Source organism: Micrococcus sp. Alg238-R198 (assembly GCF_900537135.1).
Taxonomy (GTDB): Bacteria; Actinomycetota; Actinomycetes; order Actinomycetales; family Micrococcaceae; genus Micrococcus; species Micrococcus luteus.
Genome location: NZ_UNRH01000013.1, coordinates 37,729 through 58,854 on the forward strand (window position 1 = coordinate 37,729; position 21,126 = coordinate 58,854).

Below are 21,126 nucleotides of genomic sequence, written 5' to 3' on the forward strand. Positions count from 1 at the left end.
CTCGGGGTTGGTCTGGGGGTGTGTCAGGACTGCTGCCAGGCGGCGTAGCTGCCCTCGAGCTCGATCACGTCGAACCCGGCGCGGCGCAGCGCCTGGGCGGCCACGATGTTGCGCAGGCCGGACTGGCAGAAGGTCACCAGGGTCTTGTCCTTCGGCAGCTCCTCCTGGTGGAAGAGCACCTTGCCGGCGTTCAGCTGCCGGGCGTCCGCCACGGTGCCGTGGGAGAACTCGGTCTTGTTGCGCACGTCCACCAGCACGGTGTCCTGCTCCGCGCCGACCTCGCCGGCCTCGATGCGGGACCGCAGCTCGTCGGCCTGCACGGTGGGCACCGGCTCCAACGTGAGGCCGTCCACGGAGGTGGTGAACGCGGCGGCGGCGTCGACGCCCACGCGGATCATGTGGTCGCGCATCGTGTGCGCGTCCTCGCGGTCCTCGGCGAGCAGGACGAGGGCGGCGTCGTCGCTCTCCGGGTCGTAGGCCCAGCCGGCGTGCGTGGCGACCTTGCCGCGGGACGGAAAGGCCAGCGCGCCCGGCACGGTGCCGGCGAGGATCTCGTCCACACCGCGGGTGTCCGCGAACACGGCGCCCTCGGCGAGCGTCGCCTGCACGCCCCCGGCGTCCAGCTCCTCGAGCTCGGGCAGCTCGCCCAGGATGGCTGGCCCCTGCTTGTTCTGGCGCTTCATGCGGGCGAAGTAGGCGTGGGCGTCGGGCTGGCCGTCGAGCAGCTCGTCGATGAAGCCCTGCTCGTCGTCGTTCTTCAGGTAGTCGGACCACCACGCGTACTTGCGCTCGTAGCCGACCGTGGTGGAGGGCAGCGCGCCGAGTGCCTTGCCGCAGGCGGAGCCGGCGCCGTGGGCCGGGAACACCTGCACGTGGTCCGGGAGGGTCAGGAACTTCGCCTTGAGGGAGGCGAAGAGCTGCTGGGCGCCCTCGAAGCGGGTGTCGACGCCGCCGGCGGCCTCGTCCAGCAGGTCCGGGCGGCCGAGGTCGCCGGAGAACACGAAGTCGCCGGTGAGCATGTAGCCCGGGGCGTCCGCGAAGGCGCCGTCGGTGACGAGGAAGGACAGGTGCTCGGGGGTGTGGCCCGGGGTGTGCACGGCCTCGACGGTGATGTTGCCGAGCGTCACCGTGTCGCCGTCCTTGAGGAGGTTGCCCTCGAAGCCGTAGGCCCAGTCCTCGCCGCCCTCGCCGGACAGGTGGATCTGGGCGCCGGTGGCGTGGGCCAGCTCGCGGGTGCCGGAGAGGTAGTCCGCGTGGATGTGGGTCTCGGTCACGTGGGTGATGGTCATGCCGTTCTTGGCGGCCAGGTCCAGGTACACCTGGATGTCGCGGCGGGGGTCCACCACCATCGCCTCGTTCTTCGCCTGGCAGCCGATCACGTAGCTGGCCTGGGCGAGGTCCTCGTCGTAGATGCGCTCGAGCAGCATGGTTCTCCTCCGGGTCGGGGGGTCTCGATGTCCATCCGATACCCCCTGGGGTATGTCGAGAACGAGCGTAGGGTATACCCCCAGGGGTATGCAAGAGAGAGGGTGAGCCCGGGCGGCGACGGGAAGGGACGGCACGGTCGGGAGACGTCGCCAGGGGGCGTGAGCCAGATGATTCCGCTGCGGATCGGGCGTCAGAACGGCAGAAACGTCTGGCTCACGCGGCGGGGGGCGTGAGCCAGATGATTCCGCTGCGGATCGGGCGTCAGAACTGCAGAAACGTCTGGCTCAGCGCCCGGGGTCCTCAGAGCAGGGGACGCAGTGGTACCAGCAGGGCCTCGACCACGCGGGCGAGGCCGTGACGGTCCTCCCAGCGCGGGGTGTCGATCCGGACGGCCCGCTGGGCGTCGAGAGCGAAGATCTCCTCCATCCGGGCGGCGAAGTCGCGGTCCACGACCACCACGTTGGACTCGTAGTTGAAGCCCAGGGAGAGGCGGTCGACGTTGGCCGAGCCCACGGTGGACCAGATGCCGTCCACGGTGGCGGTCTTCGCGTGGATCATGCTGGCCCTGTACAGCAGGATCGTGATGCCGGCCTCGAGCATCTTCCCGAAGAAGCCGCGCGAGGCCCAGTCCGCCACGATGTGGTTGGAGTCCTCCGGCACCATCACCTGCACGTCCACCCCGCGCCGGGCCGCGTGCAGCAGCGCCTCGAGGACCTGCTGGTCCGGGATGAAGTACGGCGTGTTGATGAGGATGCGGTGCTGCGCCCGCTGGATGGCGTCGAGGTAGCTCAGCCGGATCGGGTAGACCAGGAGCGGCGGCTGGTTCGCGGCCACGGTGACGCGCGGGTCCCACGTGTCCGGGGGGCGCCAGGACATCTGCTCGCCCGCGCGGTGGTGGGCGTTCCACTTGATGGAGATCGACTGGCCCAGCGCCCACACCGCCGGGCCGCGCTCACGCACGTGGGTGTCCCGCCACAGGCGGGCGTAGTCGTCGCCGATGTTGAAGCCGCCGGCGAAGCCGACCTCGTCGTCCACCACCATGATCTTCGAGTGGTTGAACCCGCTGTGCCGGACCACGCCTCGCCAGATCGGGCGGGCGAAGGCCGGCAGCCGGAACACGTGGATGCGCGGGTCCAGCTGACGGTAGAAGCGGGGCGGGACCACGAGGTTCCCGAACCCGTCGTAGGAGACGTAGACCTCCACGCCGCGCGCGGCCGCCCGGTTGAAGGCGTCCATGAACCGCTGGCCCGTGGGGTCGCCCTTCCAGATGAAGGTCTCGAACTTGATGATCCGCTGCGCTCCGTCGATCGCGGCGATCATCTCCTTGTAGAGGTCCTCACCCGAGGTGAAGATGCGCAGCTCGGAGCCCTCCACGTGGGCGTCAAACACGCCGGGGTTCGGCGCGGGTCGGCGCACTCGGCCGCCGCGCTTGACCATGTCCACGCCGGTGAGCCCGGCGGCGACCGTCAGCGGCAGTCCCACGAGACCGACGCCCGCGGCCACGGCCGCTCCCCGGAGGAGACGACGGACCGGCAGGCGGGACAGGGACGGCAGGGACGGTCGACGCATTCGCTCAGTCTACTCAGGGCCCCGTCAGCGCGGATCGGTCGAGCGGCGCATCTCGGTCCAGGCCGCGCTCACCTCGGAGCGCATGCGCACGAGTTCGATCGCCGTCTCCTGCAGCCTCCGGGCGCTCTCGCTCTCGGGGATGTACTGCCGCACCCGCTGGGCCTGGTCCTCCGCGGAGACGTCCACCATGACGGCGATCGAGTGCGCCACCAGGCGGGACTCCGCCCCGGTGCGTCGGCTCGCGTAGACGCGCAGCGCCACATGCATGGACCGCTCCGTGGTGTTCACCAGGAGGGCCTCCACGCGCACGAGGTCGCCCACGTGGATGTTCCGCACGAAGCGCACACCGCCGCCGAACACCGCGACCACGGATTCATGTCCGGTCCAGCGGGCGGCGCAGACGGCGGCCGCCTCGTCCACCCAGCGCAGGATCGCGCCCGCGTTGATGGTGCCGCCCACGGTGGCCTCCGCGTTGGGGGCCAGGAACGCGAGGGTGCTCATCTCCTCGGGGGCCTCCCCGGGCGCGGGGAACGGCAGTCGGGCCATGCCGCGCTCGACGGCGCGGCGGGCCACGGTGGAGCGGCGGGCCTGTTCGTCGCGCTCGATCTGGCCGGGGGTCGAGGGCTCCCAGACCGGCACGGTCACGGGCACCCCGCCCTCCTCCGCGGCGTAGACCACGAGGGACGAGGTGGCGACCACGGGGTCGCCGTCGTCGTCGCGGATCTCCGGCAGCAGCAGGCGGGTCTGGACGTGCACCTCGGCGCCGTCCGTGTGGACCACGCGCGCCTGCACCACAGCGCGGCGGTCCACCGGCACGGGGTGCCGGAACTGGGTGTGCCCCATGTAGCGGGCACGCACGAACGTCCCGGCCCAACTCGCCGCGACGGCGTAGCCGGCCTTCTCGATCCAGGAGATGACGGTGCCGGCGTCCACCAGGCCGGTGGGATGATCGAAGCTGTCCGCCCGGAATTCGAGGGCGAGGGCTCCGGGGGGTCTCATGCCGTCGAACGTATCACCCGAGTCCGGGCCCTGTGCGGCCGGTCACGCCCCGTCCAGGAGTCTGCGGGGAACCTCCCGGCCGCGCCCCAGGCGGGTCCGCGCACGGGGGACAATGGACCCATGACCGCCTTCGACCGTCTCCCCCTGCCCGCGGAGCCCCAGACTCCGCACGACCGCCTGCGCCGCCGCACCGAGGCCGCCGTCGCCGAGCGCGGGGAGGCCGCCGTCGCCGGGCTGGCGGTGCGCCTGATGACCGGCGCGGCCACTCCCGATGACGTCACCTCGGGCGCCGCCCGCGCCCTCACCGGCGACGACGGCGACCTCAGCCCCGCCGCGACCGGCGCCCTGGCCCTGATGCACGCGTGGCACCGCAGCGCGCTGCCCGCCCTGACCGGGGCGCTCACCGCCCCCGAGGCGGACGTCCGCTCGGCGGCCCACCTCGTGCTCGCCTCCCGCGCCGGCTCGCTGCGCCGCGATGCCGCCGTCGACCGCACCCTCGTGGACGCGGTGCGGGCCGGCTGTGCCGACCCGGACCCGGAGGTCCGCGCGTCGGCCGCGTCCGCACTGGGTGCCCTCGCCCGCCCCGAGGACCTCGAGTCCGCCCTGCCCGTGCTCACCGGCATGGTGATGGACGTGGACGCGGACCTGGCCGCGGCCGCCGAGCTGGCCCTCGAGCAGCTCGCGATCCGCCTGGACCGGCCCGGCCTGCGGGTCAGCCTCGAGGGCTGAGGCGACGCCCGTGCAGTGCCCCCACTTCGATGTCGGCGAGTGCCGTTCCTGCCCGCTGATGGGCGTGCCGTACGCCCGGCAGCTCGCGGACAAGCAGGCCGCGGTCCTGGCCGCGCTGGCGGACGCGCTCGATGCGGACACGGTCGTGGCCGAGCCGTTCGCCTCCGCGGAGGCCGGGTTCCGGAACAAGGCGAAGCTCGTGGTCACGGGGTCGGCGGCGGCGCCGCGGCTGGGCATCCTGGACCCGCGGCAGCACCCCCGCCATCACGACGGCGCCGGCGTGGACCTGCGCGACTGCGGCCTGTACGAGGCCGGCATGGAGGGCGTGTTCGAGGCGTGCGCGGCGGCGGTGACGGCGGCCGGGCTGGAGCCCTACGACGTCGCCGCCCGCACGGGCGAGCTGAAGAACGTGATCGTGACGCTCTCCCCCGACCGGGAGGCGATGGTCCGGTTCGTGCTGCGCTCCGCCGACCGGCTGGACGCGCTGCGCGCGGCGGTGCCGGGGCTGCTGGATGACCTCGCGGCGCGCGGGACACCCGCCGCCGTGGTGAGCGCGAACCTGCTGCCCGAGCACGTGGCCCTGCCCGAGGGCGACGAGGAGATCGTGCTCGCCGGCGGGCCGACCCTGCGGATGGAACTGAACGGGATCGGCCTGCGGCTGCGCCCGCAGGGGTTCTTCCAGACGAACACCGCGGTGACCGAGGGGCTGTACGCGACGGCGGCGGCGTGGGTCGCCGAGGGCGGTGTGCCGGCGTCGGCGTGGGACCTGTACTGCGGGGTGGGCGGGTTCGCGTTCCACCTGGCCCGGGCCGGCGTGCGCGACGTGTGGGGCATGGAGTCCTCCGCCGAGGCGGTGGCCGCGGCCCGGGAGACGGCCGCGGAGCTCGGCCTGGCCGACCGGGCGCGCTTCTCCGCCGGCGACGCCACCTCCGCGCTTTCGTTCGAGAAACGGCGGGCTCCGGAGGCGCTTTCGTTCAAGAAACGGCGGCCCCGCCCGGACGCCGTCGTCGTGAATCCGCCGCGGCGGGGCATCGGCGCCGAGCTGGCCGACGCGCTGGAGGACTCGGGCGCGCCCACCGTGCTGTACTCGAGCTGCAACCCGACGACGCTGGCACAGGACCTGGCCCGGATGCCGAGCTATCGGGTGGCGCGGGTGCAGTTGTTCGACATGTTCCCGCAGACCCGGCACGCGGAGGTGCTCACACTGCTGACCCGGCGGTGACGGGGGCCGGGGCGCGTCACCGCGGGCTCCCCGCCCGACGGTTCCGCTTCTTCAACTCGACGAAGACCTGCAGCAGCGTCAGAGCCGACGGCGCGAGCGCGGGTTGCGTGAGCACGAGCGGTTGCGCACGGGTCAACCCGCCACCCTGCAACGGCCGTCCCGAGTCCCACCGGTTGGCCTTGCGCAGACCACCCTCGTTCCACAGCCGCTCGTCCACCTTGAGCGCCACCTTCATCGTGTGCTCCGACTCTGGCGCCACAGCACGGACTTCCTTCACGTCCGCCCAGTCCACGGACCAGTCCCGCGTCCACACCCGTCGCTCATCGAACGTGACATGCCGAGGCCGGAACAGACCCATCGTCGCGGCGGGAAGCACCGCCAACGCCAGCGCCAACCCGATGAACGACGCCACACGCCACACCCCGAACCCGGCCGAGACATCCTCCGACGGCCGGAAGATCACCCACACGAACACCGCGATGCACACCACGACGATCAGCCACAGGAGCAACCACCGCGCCGGACGCACCCGCGCCTGCACCGGCAGACTCGCCAGGATCTCCTCCCGCGTCGCCTTCTTCCGCAACCGCGTCGGCTTCGCATCCATCACTTGCTCATCATCCAGTTCATGAGCCCTTCGCCCCCCGGCCATCTCCGCCGAGTGTGTCCTGCTCGTTCCCGGGCCACGCTTCCGGCGCGCGGGGGCACACGTCCGCCCCGTCGGCACGACCCTATTCCCGGAACCCACCGCGCCGCAGCGACATCACCGCAGCTGAGAACCGCTGTGATGTCGCTGCGGTGCGGTCGGCCGGAACGACGGCGCGCTCGCTGCGGTGAACATCGCCGCGGCACTCCCCGTGCGGCCCCACTTCCCCGCCCGTAGGCTGGTTCCCATGTCGCAGACGCTCACCCCCGCCGCTCCGCAGGACCTGAACGCCCGCCGTCACCGGCTCCGCCGCTACCGCGCCGTCATCTTCGACATGGACGGGGTCATCACGGACACCGCCGGCGTGCACGCGCAGGCGTGGAAGGAGCTCTTCGACGGGGCGCTGCCCGCCGTGGGCGCGCTGCCCGCCAACGCCGCCGTCGTCGCCGCGGACCCGGACGTGCTGCGTCCCTTCGACGCCGCCGCCGACTACCTGCACCACGTGGACGGGCGCCCCCGCGAGGACGGGGTCCGCACGTTCTTCGCCTCCCGCGGCCTGAGGGTGCCGGAGGCCGACGCCCCCGAGGCGGACGCCGCCCCGGAGCTGACCGTCCTCGCCCTCGCCGAGCGCAAGCAGGGCTACTTCGAGCAGGTCCTCGAGCGCGACGGCGTCCGCGTGTTCCCGGAGGCCCAGGACCTCCTCGAGCGGCTGCGGGCCAAGGGTGTGCCGGTCGCACTGGTCACCAGCTCCAAGAACTCCCGCGCCGTGCTCACGGCCGGCGGCGTGCTGGACTTCTTCCCCGTGATCGTGGACGGGAACACCGCCGTCGAGCGCGGGCTGCCGGGCAAGCCGGACCCGGCGATGTTCTGGGAGGCCGCCCGCGAGCTGGGCGTCGACGTCGCGGACGCGATGGTCCTCGAGGACGCCGTCTCCGGCGTGAAGGCCGCCTCGGACGGCCGCTTCGGCCTCGTGATCGGCGTGGACCGCGAGCCCGAGCTCGGCAAGGGCCGACTCAAGGCGGCCGGCGCCCACCTGGTGGTCCAGGACTACGGGACCCTGCATCTGGAGGACCGCACCACCACCCCGTTCGACCCCGCGTGGGTGCTGCGCTGGGACCGCTTCGACCCGGCCTCCGAGGGCACGCGCGAGGTGCTGTGCACCCTGGCCAACGGGTACTGGGGCACCCGCGGCGCTGTGCCCGGCACGCACATCTCCTCCGTCCACTACCCCGGCACCTACATGGCCGGGGTGTTCAACCGGCTGACCTCGATGGTCCAGGGCCGGGTCGTGGAGACCGAGCACATGGTCAACATCCAGGACTGGACCCCGCTCGTGGTGACCCCGCGCCACGGCCGCCCGCTGCTGCCGGGTGAGGAGAACCTCGTGGAGTACGGCCAGGAGATGGACCTGCGCCGCGGCGTGCTCTCCCGCACCATGACCTTCGAGGACGAGCAGGGCCGGCGCACCACGGTCCACACCCGACAGTTCACCTCGCTGGCCAACCGGCACCTCGCCGCGATCGAGCTGACCGTCGTGGCGGAGAACTGGTCCGGGGACCTCACGGTGCGCTCGAAGATCGAGGGCCGCGTGGCCAACCTCAACGTCTCCGACGACCGCACCCTCGCCAACCAGCACCTCGAGCCGGTCCAGGCCCGGGAGATCGACGGCGAGACCGTCCTGCTCGAGACCGCCACCAACCAGTCCGGCATCCACGTGGCCGTGGCCACCCGCACCCGCCAGGTGGCGCCGGTGGGCCACCACGAGCCCATCCGCCGCCCCGTGGACGGCTCGGACCTGGTGGTCGGCCAGGACATCCTCCTCCACGTGGACGAGGGCGTGCCGCTCGTGCTGGAGAAGATCGCCGCCGTCGCCACGAGCCACGACCACGCCAACGCCTCCGTGTGGGAGTCGGCGGTGAAGGACGTCCAGCGCGCCCAGAACTTCCGCAACCTGCTGACCCTGCACGAGCAGCGCTGGGGCACCAACTGGGACCGGTTCTCCGTGCGCATCGACCTGGCCGAGCCGTACCGGCATCAGCGCCGCTCCACGGCGGCGGAGGCCGGCGGCGAATACGCGCCGCCCGTCGTCGACGCCGGCCACTCGGCCCCGGTGGGGTCCGCGGTCCCGATGGGCAAGGACGGCGCGTCGCTGCGCCAGCAGCTCGCCCTGAACCTGCACACGTTCCACGTGCTCCAGACGGCCTACGGCCGCCGCCGGGACCTGGACGCCTCCGTGGGGGCACGCGGCCTGCACGGCGAGGGCTACCGCGGCCACATCTTCTGGGACGAGATCTACGTCTACCCGATGCTCACGCTGCGCCGCCCCGAGATCACCCGGGGCCTGCTGATGTACCGCTACCGGCGTCTCAACGAGGCCCGCGCCAACGCCCAGGCCGAGGGCTGGGCCGGTGCCATGTACCCGTGGCAGTCCGGGGCGGACGGCTCCGAGGAGACGCCCACCGAGCTGTGGAACCCGCGCTCGCGCATGTGGATGCCGGACAACTCCCACAACCAGCGGCACGTCTCCCTGGACATCGCCTACTCGGTGCTGCGGTACATCGAGATCACGAAGGACACGTCCTTCATCTCGGACTACGGCGCGGAGATGCTCGTGGAGATCTCCCGGTTCTTCATGTCCATGACCCTGCACAACGCCGTCACGGACCGCTACGAGATCCACGGCGTCATGGGCCCGGACGAGTTCCACGACGGCTATCCCGAGACCCCCGGCTCCGGCCTGCGCAACAACGCGTACACGAACGTGCTGACCTCGTGGGTGCTCGCGGAGACCGCCCGCCTGGTCCGCTGGCTGGACACGATCGACGACGGCCTGCCCGAGCTCATGGAGATCTCCGAGGAGGAGATCGAGCGCTGGGAGGAGGTCAGCACCCGTCTGACCGTGCCGTTCTTCGAGGAGGGCGAGGAGGCCGGCATCCTCGCCCAGTTCGAGGGCTACCAGGACCTGCTCGAGTTCGACTGGGAGGCCTACCGCGCCAAGTACGGGAACATCGGCCGCATGGACCTGATCCTGCAGGCCGAGGGCGACGCCACCAACCGGTACAAGCTCTCCAAGCAGGCCGACACCCTCATGCTCGGATACCTGTTCTCCGCCGAGGAGCTGGACCGGATCCTGCGCCGCATGGGCTACGAGCTGCCCGAGGAGGCGTTCGAGCGGATGGTCACGTACTACGAGGCCCGCTCGACGCACGGCTCCACGCTCTCCCGGCTGGTGCACGCGTGGGTGTCGGCCCGCACGGACCCGGACCGGTCCTGGGACCTGTTCACGGAGGCCCTCGAGTCGGACCTCTCGGACACGCAGGGCGGCACCACGAAGGAGGGCATCCACCTGGGCCTGATGGCGGGCACCGTGGACACGGTGATCCGCTGCTACGCGGGCCTCGAGACGCGCGACGACGTCGTCCGGCTGCACCCCCGCATGCCCGCCCAGCTGCCCGGCGCCCGGTTCACCATCCGGTTCCGCCAGCAGCCCGTGGTCATCCAGATGACCCAGCGGGAGGTGACGGTGGCCGCGGGCGAGGGCATGTGGCACGACGTGCCGATGATCATCGCCGGCCGCGAGCACACCCTGTCCCCCGGCGAGAAGCTGACGGTCCCGCTGGGCTGAGGGCCGCCGTCGTCGGCCACCCCACCCCGTCCCTTTGGGGGCGAAAGTGGGCGGTATCCCGCGCGGATACCGCCCACTTTCGCCCCCGGACGCGGGAGGACGCGGGAGGACGCGGCTCCCGCCCCGGCTCAGCGCAGCGGCAGCTCGGCGCGGACCACCCAGCAGCCGCCCAGCGGGCCGGCCGTGAGGGTGCCGCCGAACACGGCCACGCGCTCGCGCATGCCGGCCAGGCCGAAGCCGCTGGCCATCGCGACCACCACGCGGTCGCGGCGGGGCTCGCCCTCGTCCATGGGGCTGGCGATGCACAGCACGAGGCGGTCCGCGCCCTCGAGCTGCGAGGTCAGGCGCACCGTGCCGCGGCGCGGGGCGTGCTTGAGGATGTTCGTCACCGACTCCTGCACCACACGCAGCACGGTCAGCTCCAGGGAGCGCGGCAGCTCGTCCAGCTCGGTCAGCGAGCGCTCGACCGCGAACCCGGCCGCGTGCAGCTGGGCCTCGAACTCGTCGAGGCGGGCCGGCAGGTCCACGACGGCGTCCCCCTCCGCCGTCTGCGCGTTGCGGGAGGAGCCGCGCAGCGCGGTGAGCATGCGGCGCAGGTCCACGAGGGACTGCCGGGCGGCCTCCTCGATGGCCTTCTCCGCGGCGGCCCGTTTGTCCGGGTCCCTCTGGGTGGGCAGCATGGCGGCCTGCATCGAGATCACGGTGAGCCCGTGCGCGACGACGTCGTGCAGCTCCGCCGCGATCCGCTGCCGCTCGGCCTCCGCGGCGCAGGCGGCGGCCTCCTCGGCCCGGCGCAGGGCCGCCTCGCGGTCCCGGGCCCGATGCCGGGATCGGCGGATCATGAAGGCCGGCACCGCCACGCACAGCGCGACGATGAGCGTGATGACCATGACGCCCTTGAGGCTGTCCTCGTCCGCCCACGTGCCGTCGGTGAGGACCTCGCCCGCGACGGTGAGCAGGATGAGGGCGCCCAGGGCGAACCAGACGAACACCCGGTGCGAGTACCGCGTCACCATGGCCGCGCCCAGGACGACCCCGCCACTGAACGCCTGCGGGGTGAGGTGCGCGTGGTCCGCCTCCACGAGGCCCACCAGACCGAACGTGCACCCGAGCAGCACGAACACCGCCGCGAGGGTGGGCTGCCACCCGAACAGCAGCGTGACCAGCACGCTCGCCAGGAACAGGACCCAGCGCAGGAGCGGCTCCCGCCCCTCACCCGTCAGCCCGCCGTCCTCCTCGAGGATGCCCGCGAGTTCGGGGTCGGCGCTCAGCCCGGCGGCCACCGTGGGCCCCAGCATCAGGGTGAGGATCTCCCCCAGCACCATGAGCCCGACGATCACATAGAGGACGATCCGCGTGTGCCGGGAGACGGGTTCCGTGCGCAGGATCGCCGGCAGGCGGGAGCCCAGGGGAGACTCGGCAGGCGGGGGCGACGTCGCCGTCGTCGTCCGAGCCGGGGCGGGCGCCGCGATGCTCATCCGATGTCCACGAGGCCCGCGCGGGCGGCGCGGATGAGGATCTGCACGCGGTCACGGACCTGCCACTTGTCCAGGACCTTGCCGATGTGGGACTTCACCGTGGCCTCCGCGAGGAACAGGGCGCCGGCGATCTCCGCGTTGGAGGCGCCCTTGGCGAGCTCGCGGACCACGTCCAGCTCGCGCTCGGTGAGGCGCTCGTGCGGGGCGAGGGGCTCGGCCGGGCAGGGGGCGGTGTGCTCGGGGGCCGCGGTGACGGCCTCCACCAGGTCCGCGGCCACGCGGGCGGAGAACACGGCGTCCCCGGCATGGACGCGGCGGATGGCGTCCACCACCTCGGCCGGCGGGGCGTCCTTCACGAGGTAGCCGGCGGCGCCGGCGCGCAAGGCGGGCACGAGGTACTGCTCGGAGGAGAAGGTGGTGATCGCCAGGACGCGCACGCCGGGGGCCTCGGCGGAGATGCGCGGTGGCCTCGACGCCGTCCATGCGGGGCATCTGCATGTCCATCAGCACGACGTCGGGGGCCAGCGTGCGGGCCGCCTCGAGGGCCTGGACCCCGTCCTCGGCGGAGCCGACCACCTCGAGGTCCTCGGCCTGGGCCACGAAGTGCTCGAGGGCGGTGCGCATCAACGCCTGGTCGTCGGCCACGACTACTCGGATCATGGCGCCCAGCCTAGGAGGCGCACAGGCCGCCGCGCGTCCACCGAAGGTCGACGTCGGCCCCCGCCTCGGGGCGGACCGGGCCGGCTCCCGCGCCCGGCCGGCCACCGCAGTCCCGGCGCCTCCGTGGGCAGAACCCACAACCCCATCGCCTCCGTGGGCAGAACCCACAACCCCGTCGCCTCCGTGGGCAGAACCCACAACCCCGTCGCCTCCGTGGGCAGAAGAGAGGGCACTTCTGCCCACGGAACGCTCTGGCCTGCCGCTTCCGCCCACGGAACCGGGCCGCCCCACCCGGGCCCCGCTCCACCCCCCGCGCGTCACCGCGGCAGCAGGAACCAGCCCATCACGGCCATGCCGAGGATCCCGGCGAGCATGGCCGGCAGCAGCACCACGAACAGGTTCCGCCGCGTCACGGCCCAGCCGGGCATCTGCGGCGACTGCGCCCCCGCGGCCATGCCGTGGGCCACCTGGATGCGAGCGGGCCCGGCGACGATGCCCCAGCCCGCGGCCGCGTTGTGCAGGCCGTTGGACCAGGGCGGGGGGACGCCCAGGGCGGCGCCTGTGTCCATCTGCAGGGGGCCGATCAGGGCCATGGCCCCGGTGTTCGAGGCCGTGATGAAGCCGGCGAACGCGCCGAGGAACGGCATCGCCACCAGGTAGGACTCCCCCATCCCGCTGAGTGCGCCCGCGAGCGCCTGCGAGACCCCGCCGGCGGAGAGGATGAGCCCGAACGCCACGTAGAGCGCGTTGGGGATGGCGGTGCCCACCCACAGCTTCCCGGCCTCGCGGGGGACGCGGCGGCGGGCGGCGGCGTCGAGGTGGAGCAGCCACACGCCCACGCCCACCGCCACGAACGCCCACAGCGCCGGCGTCCCCACGAGGGCCGCCGCCCCCTCGAGCCCGAACGCGCCCTTCACGGTGGTGCCCAGCACGGTGCCGGCCATGAGCGTCAGGTACGGCACCACGTCCCGCCCCGGCCCGGGCAGCAGCCGGCCGCCGCGGATCACGAGCAGCCAGGCCACGGTGAGCACGAACGTGGCGACGGCGCCCGCCGGCGCGGTGCCGACCACGAGGTTCGCCCCCAGGATCAGCGCCCACTGGGCGACCCCGGAGAGCACGGCGACGCCGAGCCAGGGCAGTGTCCGGGCCGGGCCGACGTCGACTCGCATGCCGCGCGCCCCGCGCAGCAGCAGCACCGTGGCCACGCCCGCCACCAGGCAGGCCGGCAGGTTGAACACCGCGGCGGTGACCCCGATCTCCCGGAAGTCCAGGCCGAACAGGCGGGCGCCCATGAGCGTGCCCGGCGCCATGGACCCCCACGGGCCGATGGTGAGCGCGAGGACGGAGATCAGCGCGGACCGGAACGCCGTGTAGCCCAGACCCAGCAGCAGCGGCACACCCACGATCAGGGAGACGCCGAACCCGGTCACGGTCTCGAGGAACGGGATGACGCCGTGCACCATGAGCAGCGCGGTCGCGATCGTGGGGCCGTTGCCCGCCGACAGCCACGCGGCCAGGCGCGCGTGCCCGCCCGAGTACTCCATGACGCGGGACAGGGTGATACCGCCGGCGATGATCGCCAGGATCTCGAGCAGCGTGGGCACGCCGGCGCCGACCGCGCCGCCCAGGTCGCCCGGGGCCACGCCGAAGACCGTGAGGGCCAGCAGCACGGCCACGGCCGTCCCGGCGGCCGGGGCCACCCACGCGGGCAGCCGGGTGAGCAGCAGCACGAGGGTGAGCAGGATGGGTGAGAGCGCGAGCAGCACCTCCACGGCGCACCCCCTCTCCTCGTGTACTGCGCCCCACTGTAGGCGCGGGGTGGGGCCGACACCCCTCCCCTTACTCTGGGGGTCATGACGCAGCCATCCCACCCCGACGACGTCACCCGCGCCCGCCTGATCCCGCCCGTGCCCGTGGCGGTGGCCCCGATGGCCGGCGGCCCCTCGACCCCGGAGCTGGTCGCCGCCGTCGTCGGCGCAGGCGGCGGCGGGTTCCTCGCCGGCGGCATGCGGACGGCCGCGCAGATGCGCGCGCAGGTGGACGCGCTGCGCGCGCTGCTGGGCGCGGAGGGGCCGGACCGCTGGGGCGTGAACCTGTTCGTGCCGGACGCGGTGAACACGGCCATCCCGGACGCGGCGCGCACGGAGGCGGCACGGTCGGCGCGGGCGGCGGCCGTCGCCGCGTACCGGGCGGACCTGACGGCCGACGGCGCCGCCGACCTGCCCACGGCCGCGGACGTGGTCCCGGACCCCGACGCCGAACGGGCCGACTTCGACGCCCTGCTCACCGCCGCCGAGGAGCAGGCGTGGCCGCTGGTCTCCTTCACGTTCGGCCTGCCGGCCGCGGACGTGTTCGCCCGGCTGGCCGCCGCGGGCATCCCGGCCGGGGCCACCGTGACGGACGCGACCGAGGCGCGGGCCGCCCTCGAGCACGGGGCCGCGTTCCTCGTGGTGCAGGGCCACCGCGCCGGCGGGCACCGGGGCACGTCGGACCCGGCCGCGGAGCCGCCCCGCGCCGAGCTGCCGGCGGTGTTGCCGGCGGTGCGCGACGTCGTCGGGACGGGGGCCACGAGCGCCGTGCCCGTGGTGGCCGCCGGCGGCGTGGGCACCGCCGAGGACGTGCGCGCCCTGCTGACCGCCGGCGCGGACGCCGTCTCGGCCGGCACCGCGTTCCTCCTCACCCCGGAGGCGGGCACCTCGGCGGCGCACCGGGCCGCCGTCGCGGCGTGTGCGGCCGGGACACGCTTCTCCGCTGACGACGGCCGGGCCCGCACCGGCCTGACCCGCGCCTACACGGGGCGGTGGGCGCGGTCGCTGGCCACCGCGTTCATGGCGGAGCACCCGGACGCCCCCGCCGCGTACCCCGAGGTCAACGTCCTGACGAAGGGGCTGCGCGCCGCCGCCGCGGCCGCCGGCGACCTCGAACGCGTCCACCTGTGGGCCGGCACCGAGGCGCACCGGGTCCGGGAGGCGCCGGCCGTCGACGTCCTCGCCTCCCTCACGCCCTGAGGACCGCCCCGGATCATCCCGCGGGCTGACGCCGGCCCCTCCGCCTGCGGCCTAGGGCATGTCTGACAATCGTTTGGACCATGCGAGCACAGCATTCAGGACCACAGCGGCCCTGTAGATGATCGCGTACTTGTCATACCGGGTCGCCAGACCCCGCCACTGCTTCAGGTGAGCGTACTGACGCTCGATGACGTTGCGGCCCTTGTAGGCGTCCGCGTCGAGGCTGACGGGGCGCCCGCCGCGGGCACCGCGCCGTCTGCGGTGGCCCTGCTGGTCGGCCGGTTCGGGGATGACCGCTTTGATCCCACGGGCRCGTAGGTGGGTGCGGATCGCCCGGGAGGAGTACGCCTTATCGCCCAGCACGGCCTCGGGGCGGGTCCGGGGCCGCCCTACTGGCCGGGTCACGCGCAGCTGCGCCAGAAGAGGAAGCAGCATCGGGGAGTCCCCTGCCTGGCCGGGGGTGATCAGGCTGACCAGCGGCAGYCCGGTCCCATCGACGAGCTGATGGATCTTCGTGCTCAGCCCGCCACGGGAGCGCCCGATGCCGTGATCGGCCGGCTCCTCACGCGGATTCTTGTAGTTCGATCCATCCCCCTGTGTGGCGGGTGATGYTCGTCGCGTGCTGGTGGGCGCGGGCGATCGTGGAGTCCACCGAGACCGACCAATCGATCAGGCCTTCGGCGTCAGCGGCGGCGGTCAGCGTGGCCAGCACCGTGTCCCAGGTGCCTTCTTCGGCCAAGCGCCGATGCCAGGTCCACACGGTCTGCCAGGGCCCGTAGACCTCGGGCAGATCCCTCCAAGCGATTCCGCACCGGTACCGGTAGATGATCGCCTCCACCATGGCGCGGGCGTCGGCGAACGGCCTGCCGGCGCGGCCGGTCCGGGTCGGGAGCATCGGGGCGATCAACTCCCATTGGGCGTCGGAGAGCATCTGGAACCGGGACATGTCCCCAGGGTCTCAGCTGACTCGTGCATCTATTCTCAGACACGCCCTAGGTGTAAGAGGTCATGACGTTGTTGACTCGGGCCGGGGCCAACGAGGCCGGAGGAGCGTCTCCGCAGGAGGTATGAGGCCGATGGTAGTTGTAGTGGTTCACCCACACCGCCAGGGCCTCACGCCGAGCTTGCTCTGAGGTGTAGGGGCGGGCGTAGAGGACCTCATCGACCATCAGCCGGTTGTACCGCTCGACCTTCCCGTTATGGCGCGGGGTGTAGGGTCGGATCCGGTGATGCCGGCCCCCGAGCGAGACCACCTTCGCGGTGAAGTCCGCAGCCCGATAGTTGTTCCCGTTGTCCGTGATCACCCGGTCCACGGTGATGCCGTGGGCGGCGAAGAACGCCCGCGCCCGGCAGTAGAAGCTCACGGTCGTGGCCGCCCGCTCGTCCTCCAACGCCTCGGTGTAGGCCAGGCGGGTGTACCCGTCGATCGCCGAGTGCAGGTAGGTGTAGCCGACCCGCCGGCCAGGCCCGCGCTTGGAAGCACGGCCTGCTTCACTTTCACGTCCGTGGGTGCGCCAGCCGCCCCCGTCTGGGATCTTCCCGATCTTCTTCACATCCAGGTGCACCATGTGCCCCGGCCCTCTCGCGGTGATCTTCTGGGGTCGTTGGCGCAGGTCTTCTCCGGCCGGGGTCAGGTCCCGTAGGCGGGAGATCCCGAGTCGGTGCAGCCACCGTCCCACGGTACGAAGACACACCCGGTGGCCCTCGGAGACGAGGTGGTGATGGATGCGCCGTGCGGACCACTTGCGCTCCCGCCGCAGGGCGTGGATCTGGGCGACCAGGACCGGATCGAGCTGGGCAGGTGAACGGTGCGGCCGGCTGGGCAGGTCCTGAAGGCCGGCTTCTCCCTGGGCGCGGTAGCGGGCGACCCAGGTGGCCACCGTGGGCCGGCTCACCCGGAACTCGGCTGCCACGTGTGCCTGCGGGATCCCGTCGTGCAGGTGGCGGTGGACCATCCTGAGACGGCCGGTGGGGGTCAGGGGTGCGTTAGCGTGAGTCATGAGCGGGTCTCTTCTGGCAGGTGGGTTGTTGAGGAACTTCCATCTTGCGGCAGGGGCCCGCTCGTCTCATCTCAGCCGGCGCCCCGTGGCAAGAACCTCATGACCCACAACACCTAGACGCATGCCGTCATGCTCCAGGGCCGCCAGCGCACGCTCGATGAAGACGGGAGCAAGAGTCTCTACATACGTTGGGGTGAGGTGGTTGTCGTCCCAGTACACATGGACGTTGCCCACCGTGGGCTGGCACTGACGGCCCGGGCAGATCATGTCGTTCAGCTGCACCTGCGCGATGCGGGGATGAGCATCGGCCAGTCCGGTCAGGGGGCTGGTGTTCGGATCGAGCACGGTATGCGTCCAGCGGCATGTCGCCGCATCGATCCCGTGTGTCCTTCCGCAGGTTGTGGGTGATCCGGCCGCGAACCGGGGGTTGTCCCGGAGTGCGAGGACATGGGCACCCGTCCCCGCAATCTCCTCCATCCGCCCGACCATCCCCGGGGTGAGCATCTCCTCGTCCTCATAGGTGCTGCGTGTGCCCTGCATGAAGACGACGTCCGGGCGTACATGCTCCACGACCAGGTTGAGGTCCGCGAGGAAGTCCGGGCACTTCGGGGAGTCGTCCACCTGCTCCTCCATCGGCGCTACCAGGCAGCTGCCCCGCGTATAGCTGACGACCTCCAGCCGTCTTTCCTCACCGAGGCGCCGGAGAGCGGGGGACCACTGCATCACGTGGCTGTTGCCGGCCATCAGCACGACGCCGGCCGGATCTGCTTGTGGGACGAGGACATGGCACGACTCGGCTCCGACCTCGGTCAACTGTGCTTCCAGGGCGGGGTCGCACTCCTCGGGGTACTCGGGGAAGGGGTACCGTCCCTCCACCACGGGCAGAACGGGGGCACCGGGGTCTCCAGCTGGCTCGTAGTCGGGGCGCAGGACGGCGGCGCCCGGGTTGTTCCGGTCGGCCGCCTCGAGGACTCGTGCGGACTCCGCTGCCTCGGCGCCGCGCCACAGGGTCACCGGCGCCACAACGAGAGCGGCGCAGGTCCCCAGTACGACGGCGGACCGCCAGGCGGCCGTCTGGGGCCAGCCCCACGCTCGTAGCGGACGCTCCACGCGCACCGAGAGGAGGAGGGCCGCGCCGAGGGAGACGACGACGAGAACGACGCCTGCGGCCGCGCCGGGTTTCTGTGACCCCGTGAGGACGGAATAGGTGATGAGCAGCGGCCAGTGAATGAGGTAGAGAGCGTAGGCGGAGTCACCCAAGCGGGTGAGCGGGCGGGAAGCCAGTACCCGGTCCACACCGAAATGGGAGCCGCTGGTGCCCGCGACGATCACAGCAGTGGCCGACATCAGCGGCCACAGCGCGATCCAGCCGGGGAAGGCGCCCTGGACGTCCACCACGACGCCGACGGCGATCATGCTCGCGAGCCCTGCCCAGCCGAGGAACACCCGTGTGCGCCGTCCCAGGTGAATGAATGGAAGGACGAGCGCCAGGAGGGAACCGAGGGCGAACTCCCATAGGCGAGCCCGAGTGTCGAAGTACGTGAACGCCTGGTTCTGGGAGGTCTGGGTCACCGACCACAGCAGGGACACGACGAACACCGAGGCGAACGCAGTCGTGAGGACGGCTCGGGGCCGCGCCCCGGTGCGGCGGGCCACCAGGGCTGAGACAAGGAAGAGGAGCGGCCACAGGATGAACACCTGCCCCTGGACCGACAGCGACCAGAAATGCTGGAAGGGGGACAGCGAGGTGTTGTCGGCGGCGTAGTAGTCGACGGCATTGAACGCCAGGGCCCAGTTTTCCACGTAGAGGGCCGACGCCAGCGCCTCCGTCCGCCACGAAGCACGGTCGGCCAGCGGATACACCGTGGCAACGGCAACCAAGGTAAGCAAGATCGTCAGCACCGCCATGGGCATGAGGCGCGTGAAGACGTGAAGCCAGTAGCGCCCCACCGCGAGGGGCCTTCCAGCCTCCATCTTGCGGGTGAAGGAGCCTGTCAGGAAGAAAGCCGAGATGAACAGGAAGATGTCGACGCCGCCCGACACCCTGTCCGTGAAGATGTGGAACACCACCACCAGAAGGACGGCTACCGCGCGCAAACCCTGGATCTCCGGTCGCCAGTCCGCCTGCCTTCGGGCCACCACAGGAGTCGAATCGGGCCCATCAGCCGCGTGTCGGGGGCGGTAGCCGCGGGGATAGACGGACGGATTGGTCATGGTGGCCTCAGCAGTGTCAGAGGGATGGGAAGGCAAACGGCAACATCATGCCTGAGGGTGATTCTTTCGAACGGGAAGCTGACCAGCGGATTAAGGCTCGTGGCCCAGCCCTCACGTCGCACAACGGCGCCCGCACCCTCGCGCGGTAGGGCGCGGGCGCCGTCGTGGAGGTGAAAGGGAACGCCTCAGGCGCAGGCGTCGTCGGCCTCCCCGGACTACTGCTCACTGAAGCGCCCTGGGTTCCGTTCCGAGGTCAGGATGCAACGGGCGCTGAATCCTGATCGTGAGTGTAAGCCGCCTCAACCTCTGCGGGAGTGTGATAGCCAAGGGCCTCATGCAGGCGGGTGGTGTTCCACCAGTGCACCCACCCCATGGTGGCCAGCTCGACCGCCTCGGTCGACTCCCACACCCGCTTGGCGTGGATGAGCTCGGCCTTGTAGAGCCCGTTCACGGTCTCCTTGAAGCGTCCCGGGTTTCGTGCCGCTCCTATGTGGGTGTGAGCCGCCCCCTTCATTCGGTCCGGACGTTCTGTGAGTCGTCGGTTTCCATTTGATGGGTGCACTGCCGAGCGTACTCGGCTGGGGTTAGGTAGCCGAGCGAGGAGTGAGCCGCCCCCTTCATTCGGTCCGGACGTTCTGTGAGTCGCCGGTTTCCATTTGATGGGTGCACTGCCGAGCGTACTCGGCTGGGGTTAGGTAGCCGAGCGAGGAGTGCCGGCGGTGGTGGTTGTACTCGTCCTTCCAGTCGCCGATGATGACCTGTGCGTGCAGCAGCGAGTAGAAGCTGTTGATGTTGAGGCACTCGTCGCGGATCCGGCTGTTGAACGACTCGACGTACCCGTTGCGCCACGGCGAGCCCGGAGGGATGTAGGACAGGCCGGTGCGGGTGCCGGCCCAGTCGGCCATCGCCTCGCTGATGAACTCCGGCCCGTTGTCCGACCTGAGCACCGCCGGGGCGCCCCGGGCGGCGACGAGGTCCTCGAGGTGGGCGGTGAGTCGGTCGGCGGTAATCGAGCGCTCCACGAGCCCGCCGATGCACTCCCGGGTGTGTTCGTCGACGATCGAGCAGATCTTGATCGGTCGTCCGTGCTCGTCGGCGTCGAACTGGAAGTCCACCGCCCACACCACGTTCGGCGCGTCCGCCGTCGGCGCGTCGACGGTCGAGGACCCGACGCGCTTGCGTCGACGCCGCTGCGGGACCCGGAGCCCTTCGTCACGCCACAGGCGTTGGAGGGCGTGTCAGATGGTCTGTGTAAGCCGTACCGAGAGGAACGGTAAGAATCATGACCATGATCGACGAGAAGAACCCAGGCGAGCCCTCGGGCCAGGACCTGGTCGAGCAGCTGAAAGCCTCAGGGCAGCTTGATGCCCTGTTCGCGCAGATCGACGCGGGCGGCGTCGAGCTCACCGGTGACGGCGGGTTCGTGCCCGCGCTGGTCAAGGCCGCGCTCGAGCGGGGCCTGCAGGCCGAGCTGACCAGCCATCTGGGCTACGAGAAGGGCTCGAGCGAGGCGCCGAAGCACSCCCACCCCCGCAACGGGACCACCCC

Annotated in this window: 13 protein-coding genes and 4 pseudogenes; 5 read left to right on the forward strand and 12 right to left on the reverse strand. The window is 71.8% G+C overall.

Annotated features, from left to right (window positions below):
- Window positions 1-23 precede the first annotated feature (23 nt).
- The 3 genes from G6R13_RS10740 to G6R13_RS10750 all read right to left on the reverse strand — a co-directional run bounded on the left by G6R13_RS10740 (window position 24) and on the right by G6R13_RS10750 (window position 3,996).
- Window positions 24-1,427, reverse strand: coding sequence for an MBL fold metallo-hydrolase (locus G6R13_RS10740; RefSeq protein WP_036384546.1), 1,404 nt, complete (start codon window positions 1,425-1,427; stop codon window positions 24-26).
- A 301-nt stretch (window positions 1,428-1,728) separates the two neighbouring features.
- Window positions 1,729-2,997, reverse strand: a complete 1,269-nt coding sequence (locus G6R13_RS10745) for a phospholipase D-like domain-containing protein (protein WP_036316196.1) — start codon at window positions 2,995-2,997, stop codon at window positions 1,729-1,731.
- A gap of 24 nt (window positions 2,998-3,021) precedes the next feature.
- Entirely contained in the window at window positions 3,022-3,996 is a 975-nt protein-coding gene (locus G6R13_RS10750) for a hotdog domain-containing protein (RefSeq protein WP_036316197.1), read from the reverse strand.
- A 120-nt stretch (window positions 3,997-4,116) separates the two neighbouring features.
- On the opposite strand from G6R13_RS10750, the gene G6R13_RS10755 reads away from it, so the two are divergent.
- The gene (locus G6R13_RS10755) at window positions 4,117-4,725 is read left to right on the forward strand and encodes a HEAT repeat domain-containing protein (protein WP_020628173.1); all 609 of its coding nucleotides are present in this window, start codon (window positions 4,117-4,119) and stop codon (window positions 4,723-4,725) included.
- Between the two features lie 10 nt (window positions 4,726-4,735).
- The gene (gene rlmC / locus G6R13_RS10760) at window positions 4,736-5,947 is read left to right on the forward strand and encodes a 23S rRNA (uracil(747)-C(5))-methyltransferase RlmC (protein ID WP_163721660.1); all 1,212 of its coding nucleotides are present in this window, start codon (window positions 4,736-4,738) and stop codon (window positions 5,945-5,947) included.
- Between the two features lie 16 nt (window positions 5,948-5,963).
- Here rlmC and G6R13_RS10765 read toward each other — a convergent pair whose 3' ends face one another.
- Complete coding sequence (locus tag G6R13_RS10765; RefSeq protein ID WP_163721669.1) at window positions 5,964-6,554, reverse strand: hypothetical protein; 591 nt, start codon at window positions 6,552-6,554, stop codon at window positions 5,964-5,966.
- A gap of 286 nt (window positions 6,555-6,840) precedes the next feature.
- Here G6R13_RS10765 and G6R13_RS10770 point away from each other — a divergent pair, with 286 nt between their 5' ends.
- Window positions 6,841-10,218: a beta-phosphoglucomutase family hydrolase gene (locus G6R13_RS10770; RefSeq protein WP_036316201.1), complete on the forward strand. Its 3,378-nt coding sequence runs from the start codon at window positions 6,841-6,843 to the stop codon at window positions 10,216-10,218.
- A gap of 128 nt (window positions 10,219-10,346) precedes the next feature.
- Here the strand turns inward: G6R13_RS10770 and G6R13_RS10775 are convergent, their stop codons facing one another.
- The 3 genes and pseudogenes from G6R13_RS10775 to G6R13_RS10785 form a co-directional block, all read right to left on the reverse strand.
- Complete coding sequence (locus G6R13_RS10775; RefSeq protein ID WP_051995287.1) at window positions 10,347-11,696, reverse strand: histidine kinase; 1,350 nt, start codon at window positions 11,694-11,696, stop codon at window positions 10,347-10,349.
- Window positions 11,693-12,356, reverse strand: a pseudogene (locus G6R13_RS10780) (response regulator transcription factor). The gene G6R13_RS10775 and the pseudogene G6R13_RS10780 overlap by 4 nt, the downstream one beginning before the upstream one ends.
- A gap of 317 nt (window positions 12,357-12,673) precedes the next feature.
- Window positions 12,674-14,128: an L-lactate permease gene (locus G6R13_RS10785; protein WP_123244273.1), complete on the reverse strand. Its 1,455-nt coding sequence runs from the start codon at window positions 14,126-14,128 to the stop codon at window positions 12,674-12,676.
- 81 nt (window positions 14,129-14,209) lie between these two features.
- On the opposite strand from G6R13_RS10785, the gene G6R13_RS10790 reads away from it, so the two are divergent.
- The gene (locus G6R13_RS10790) at window positions 14,210-15,364 is read left to right on the forward strand and encodes a nitronate monooxygenase (RefSeq protein ID WP_036316206.1); all 1,155 of its coding nucleotides are present in this window, start codon (window positions 14,210-14,212) and stop codon (window positions 15,362-15,364) included.
- Window positions 15,365-15,415: 51 nt separating this feature from the next.
- On the opposite strand, the gene G6R13_RS10795 is transcribed toward G6R13_RS10790, so the two are convergent.
- From G6R13_RS10795 to G6R13_RS10815, 5 genes and pseudogenes are all read right to left on the reverse strand, one after another.
- Window positions 15,416-16,310 (reverse strand): IS5 family transposase gene (locus G6R13_RS10795; RefSeq protein ID WP_163721662.1). Its coding sequence is split into 2 segments (ribosomal slippage): window positions 15,416-15,952 and window positions 15,954-16,310, totalling 894 coding nucleotides; the frame shifts between segments, so codons are not numbered across the junction.
- Window positions 16,311-16,356: 46 nt separating this feature from the next.
- Complete coding sequence (locus tag G6R13_RS10800; protein WP_163721665.1) at window positions 16,357-17,364, reverse strand: IS481 family transposase; 1,008 nt, start codon at window positions 17,362-17,364, stop codon at window positions 16,357-16,359.
- Window positions 17,365-17,430: 66 nt separating this feature from the next.
- Entirely contained in the window at window positions 17,431-19,578 is a 2,148-nt protein-coding gene (locus G6R13_RS10805; protein ID WP_163721667.1) for an acyltransferase family protein, read from the reverse strand.
- A gap of 253 nt (window positions 19,579-19,831) precedes the next feature.
- A pseudogene (locus G6R13_RS10810) lies at window positions 19,832-20,035 on the reverse strand (integrase core domain-containing protein); the annotation flags it as partial.
- 160 nt (window positions 20,036-20,195) lie between these two features.
- A pseudogene (locus tag G6R13_RS10815) lies at window positions 20,196-20,810 on the reverse strand (IS3 family transposase); the annotation flags it as partial.
- A gap of 56 nt (window positions 20,811-20,866) precedes the next feature.
- On the opposite strand from G6R13_RS10815, the pseudogene G6R13_RS10820 reads away from it, so the two are divergent.
- Window positions 20,867-21,126, forward strand: a pseudogene (locus tag G6R13_RS10820) (IS256 family transposase); the annotation flags it as partial.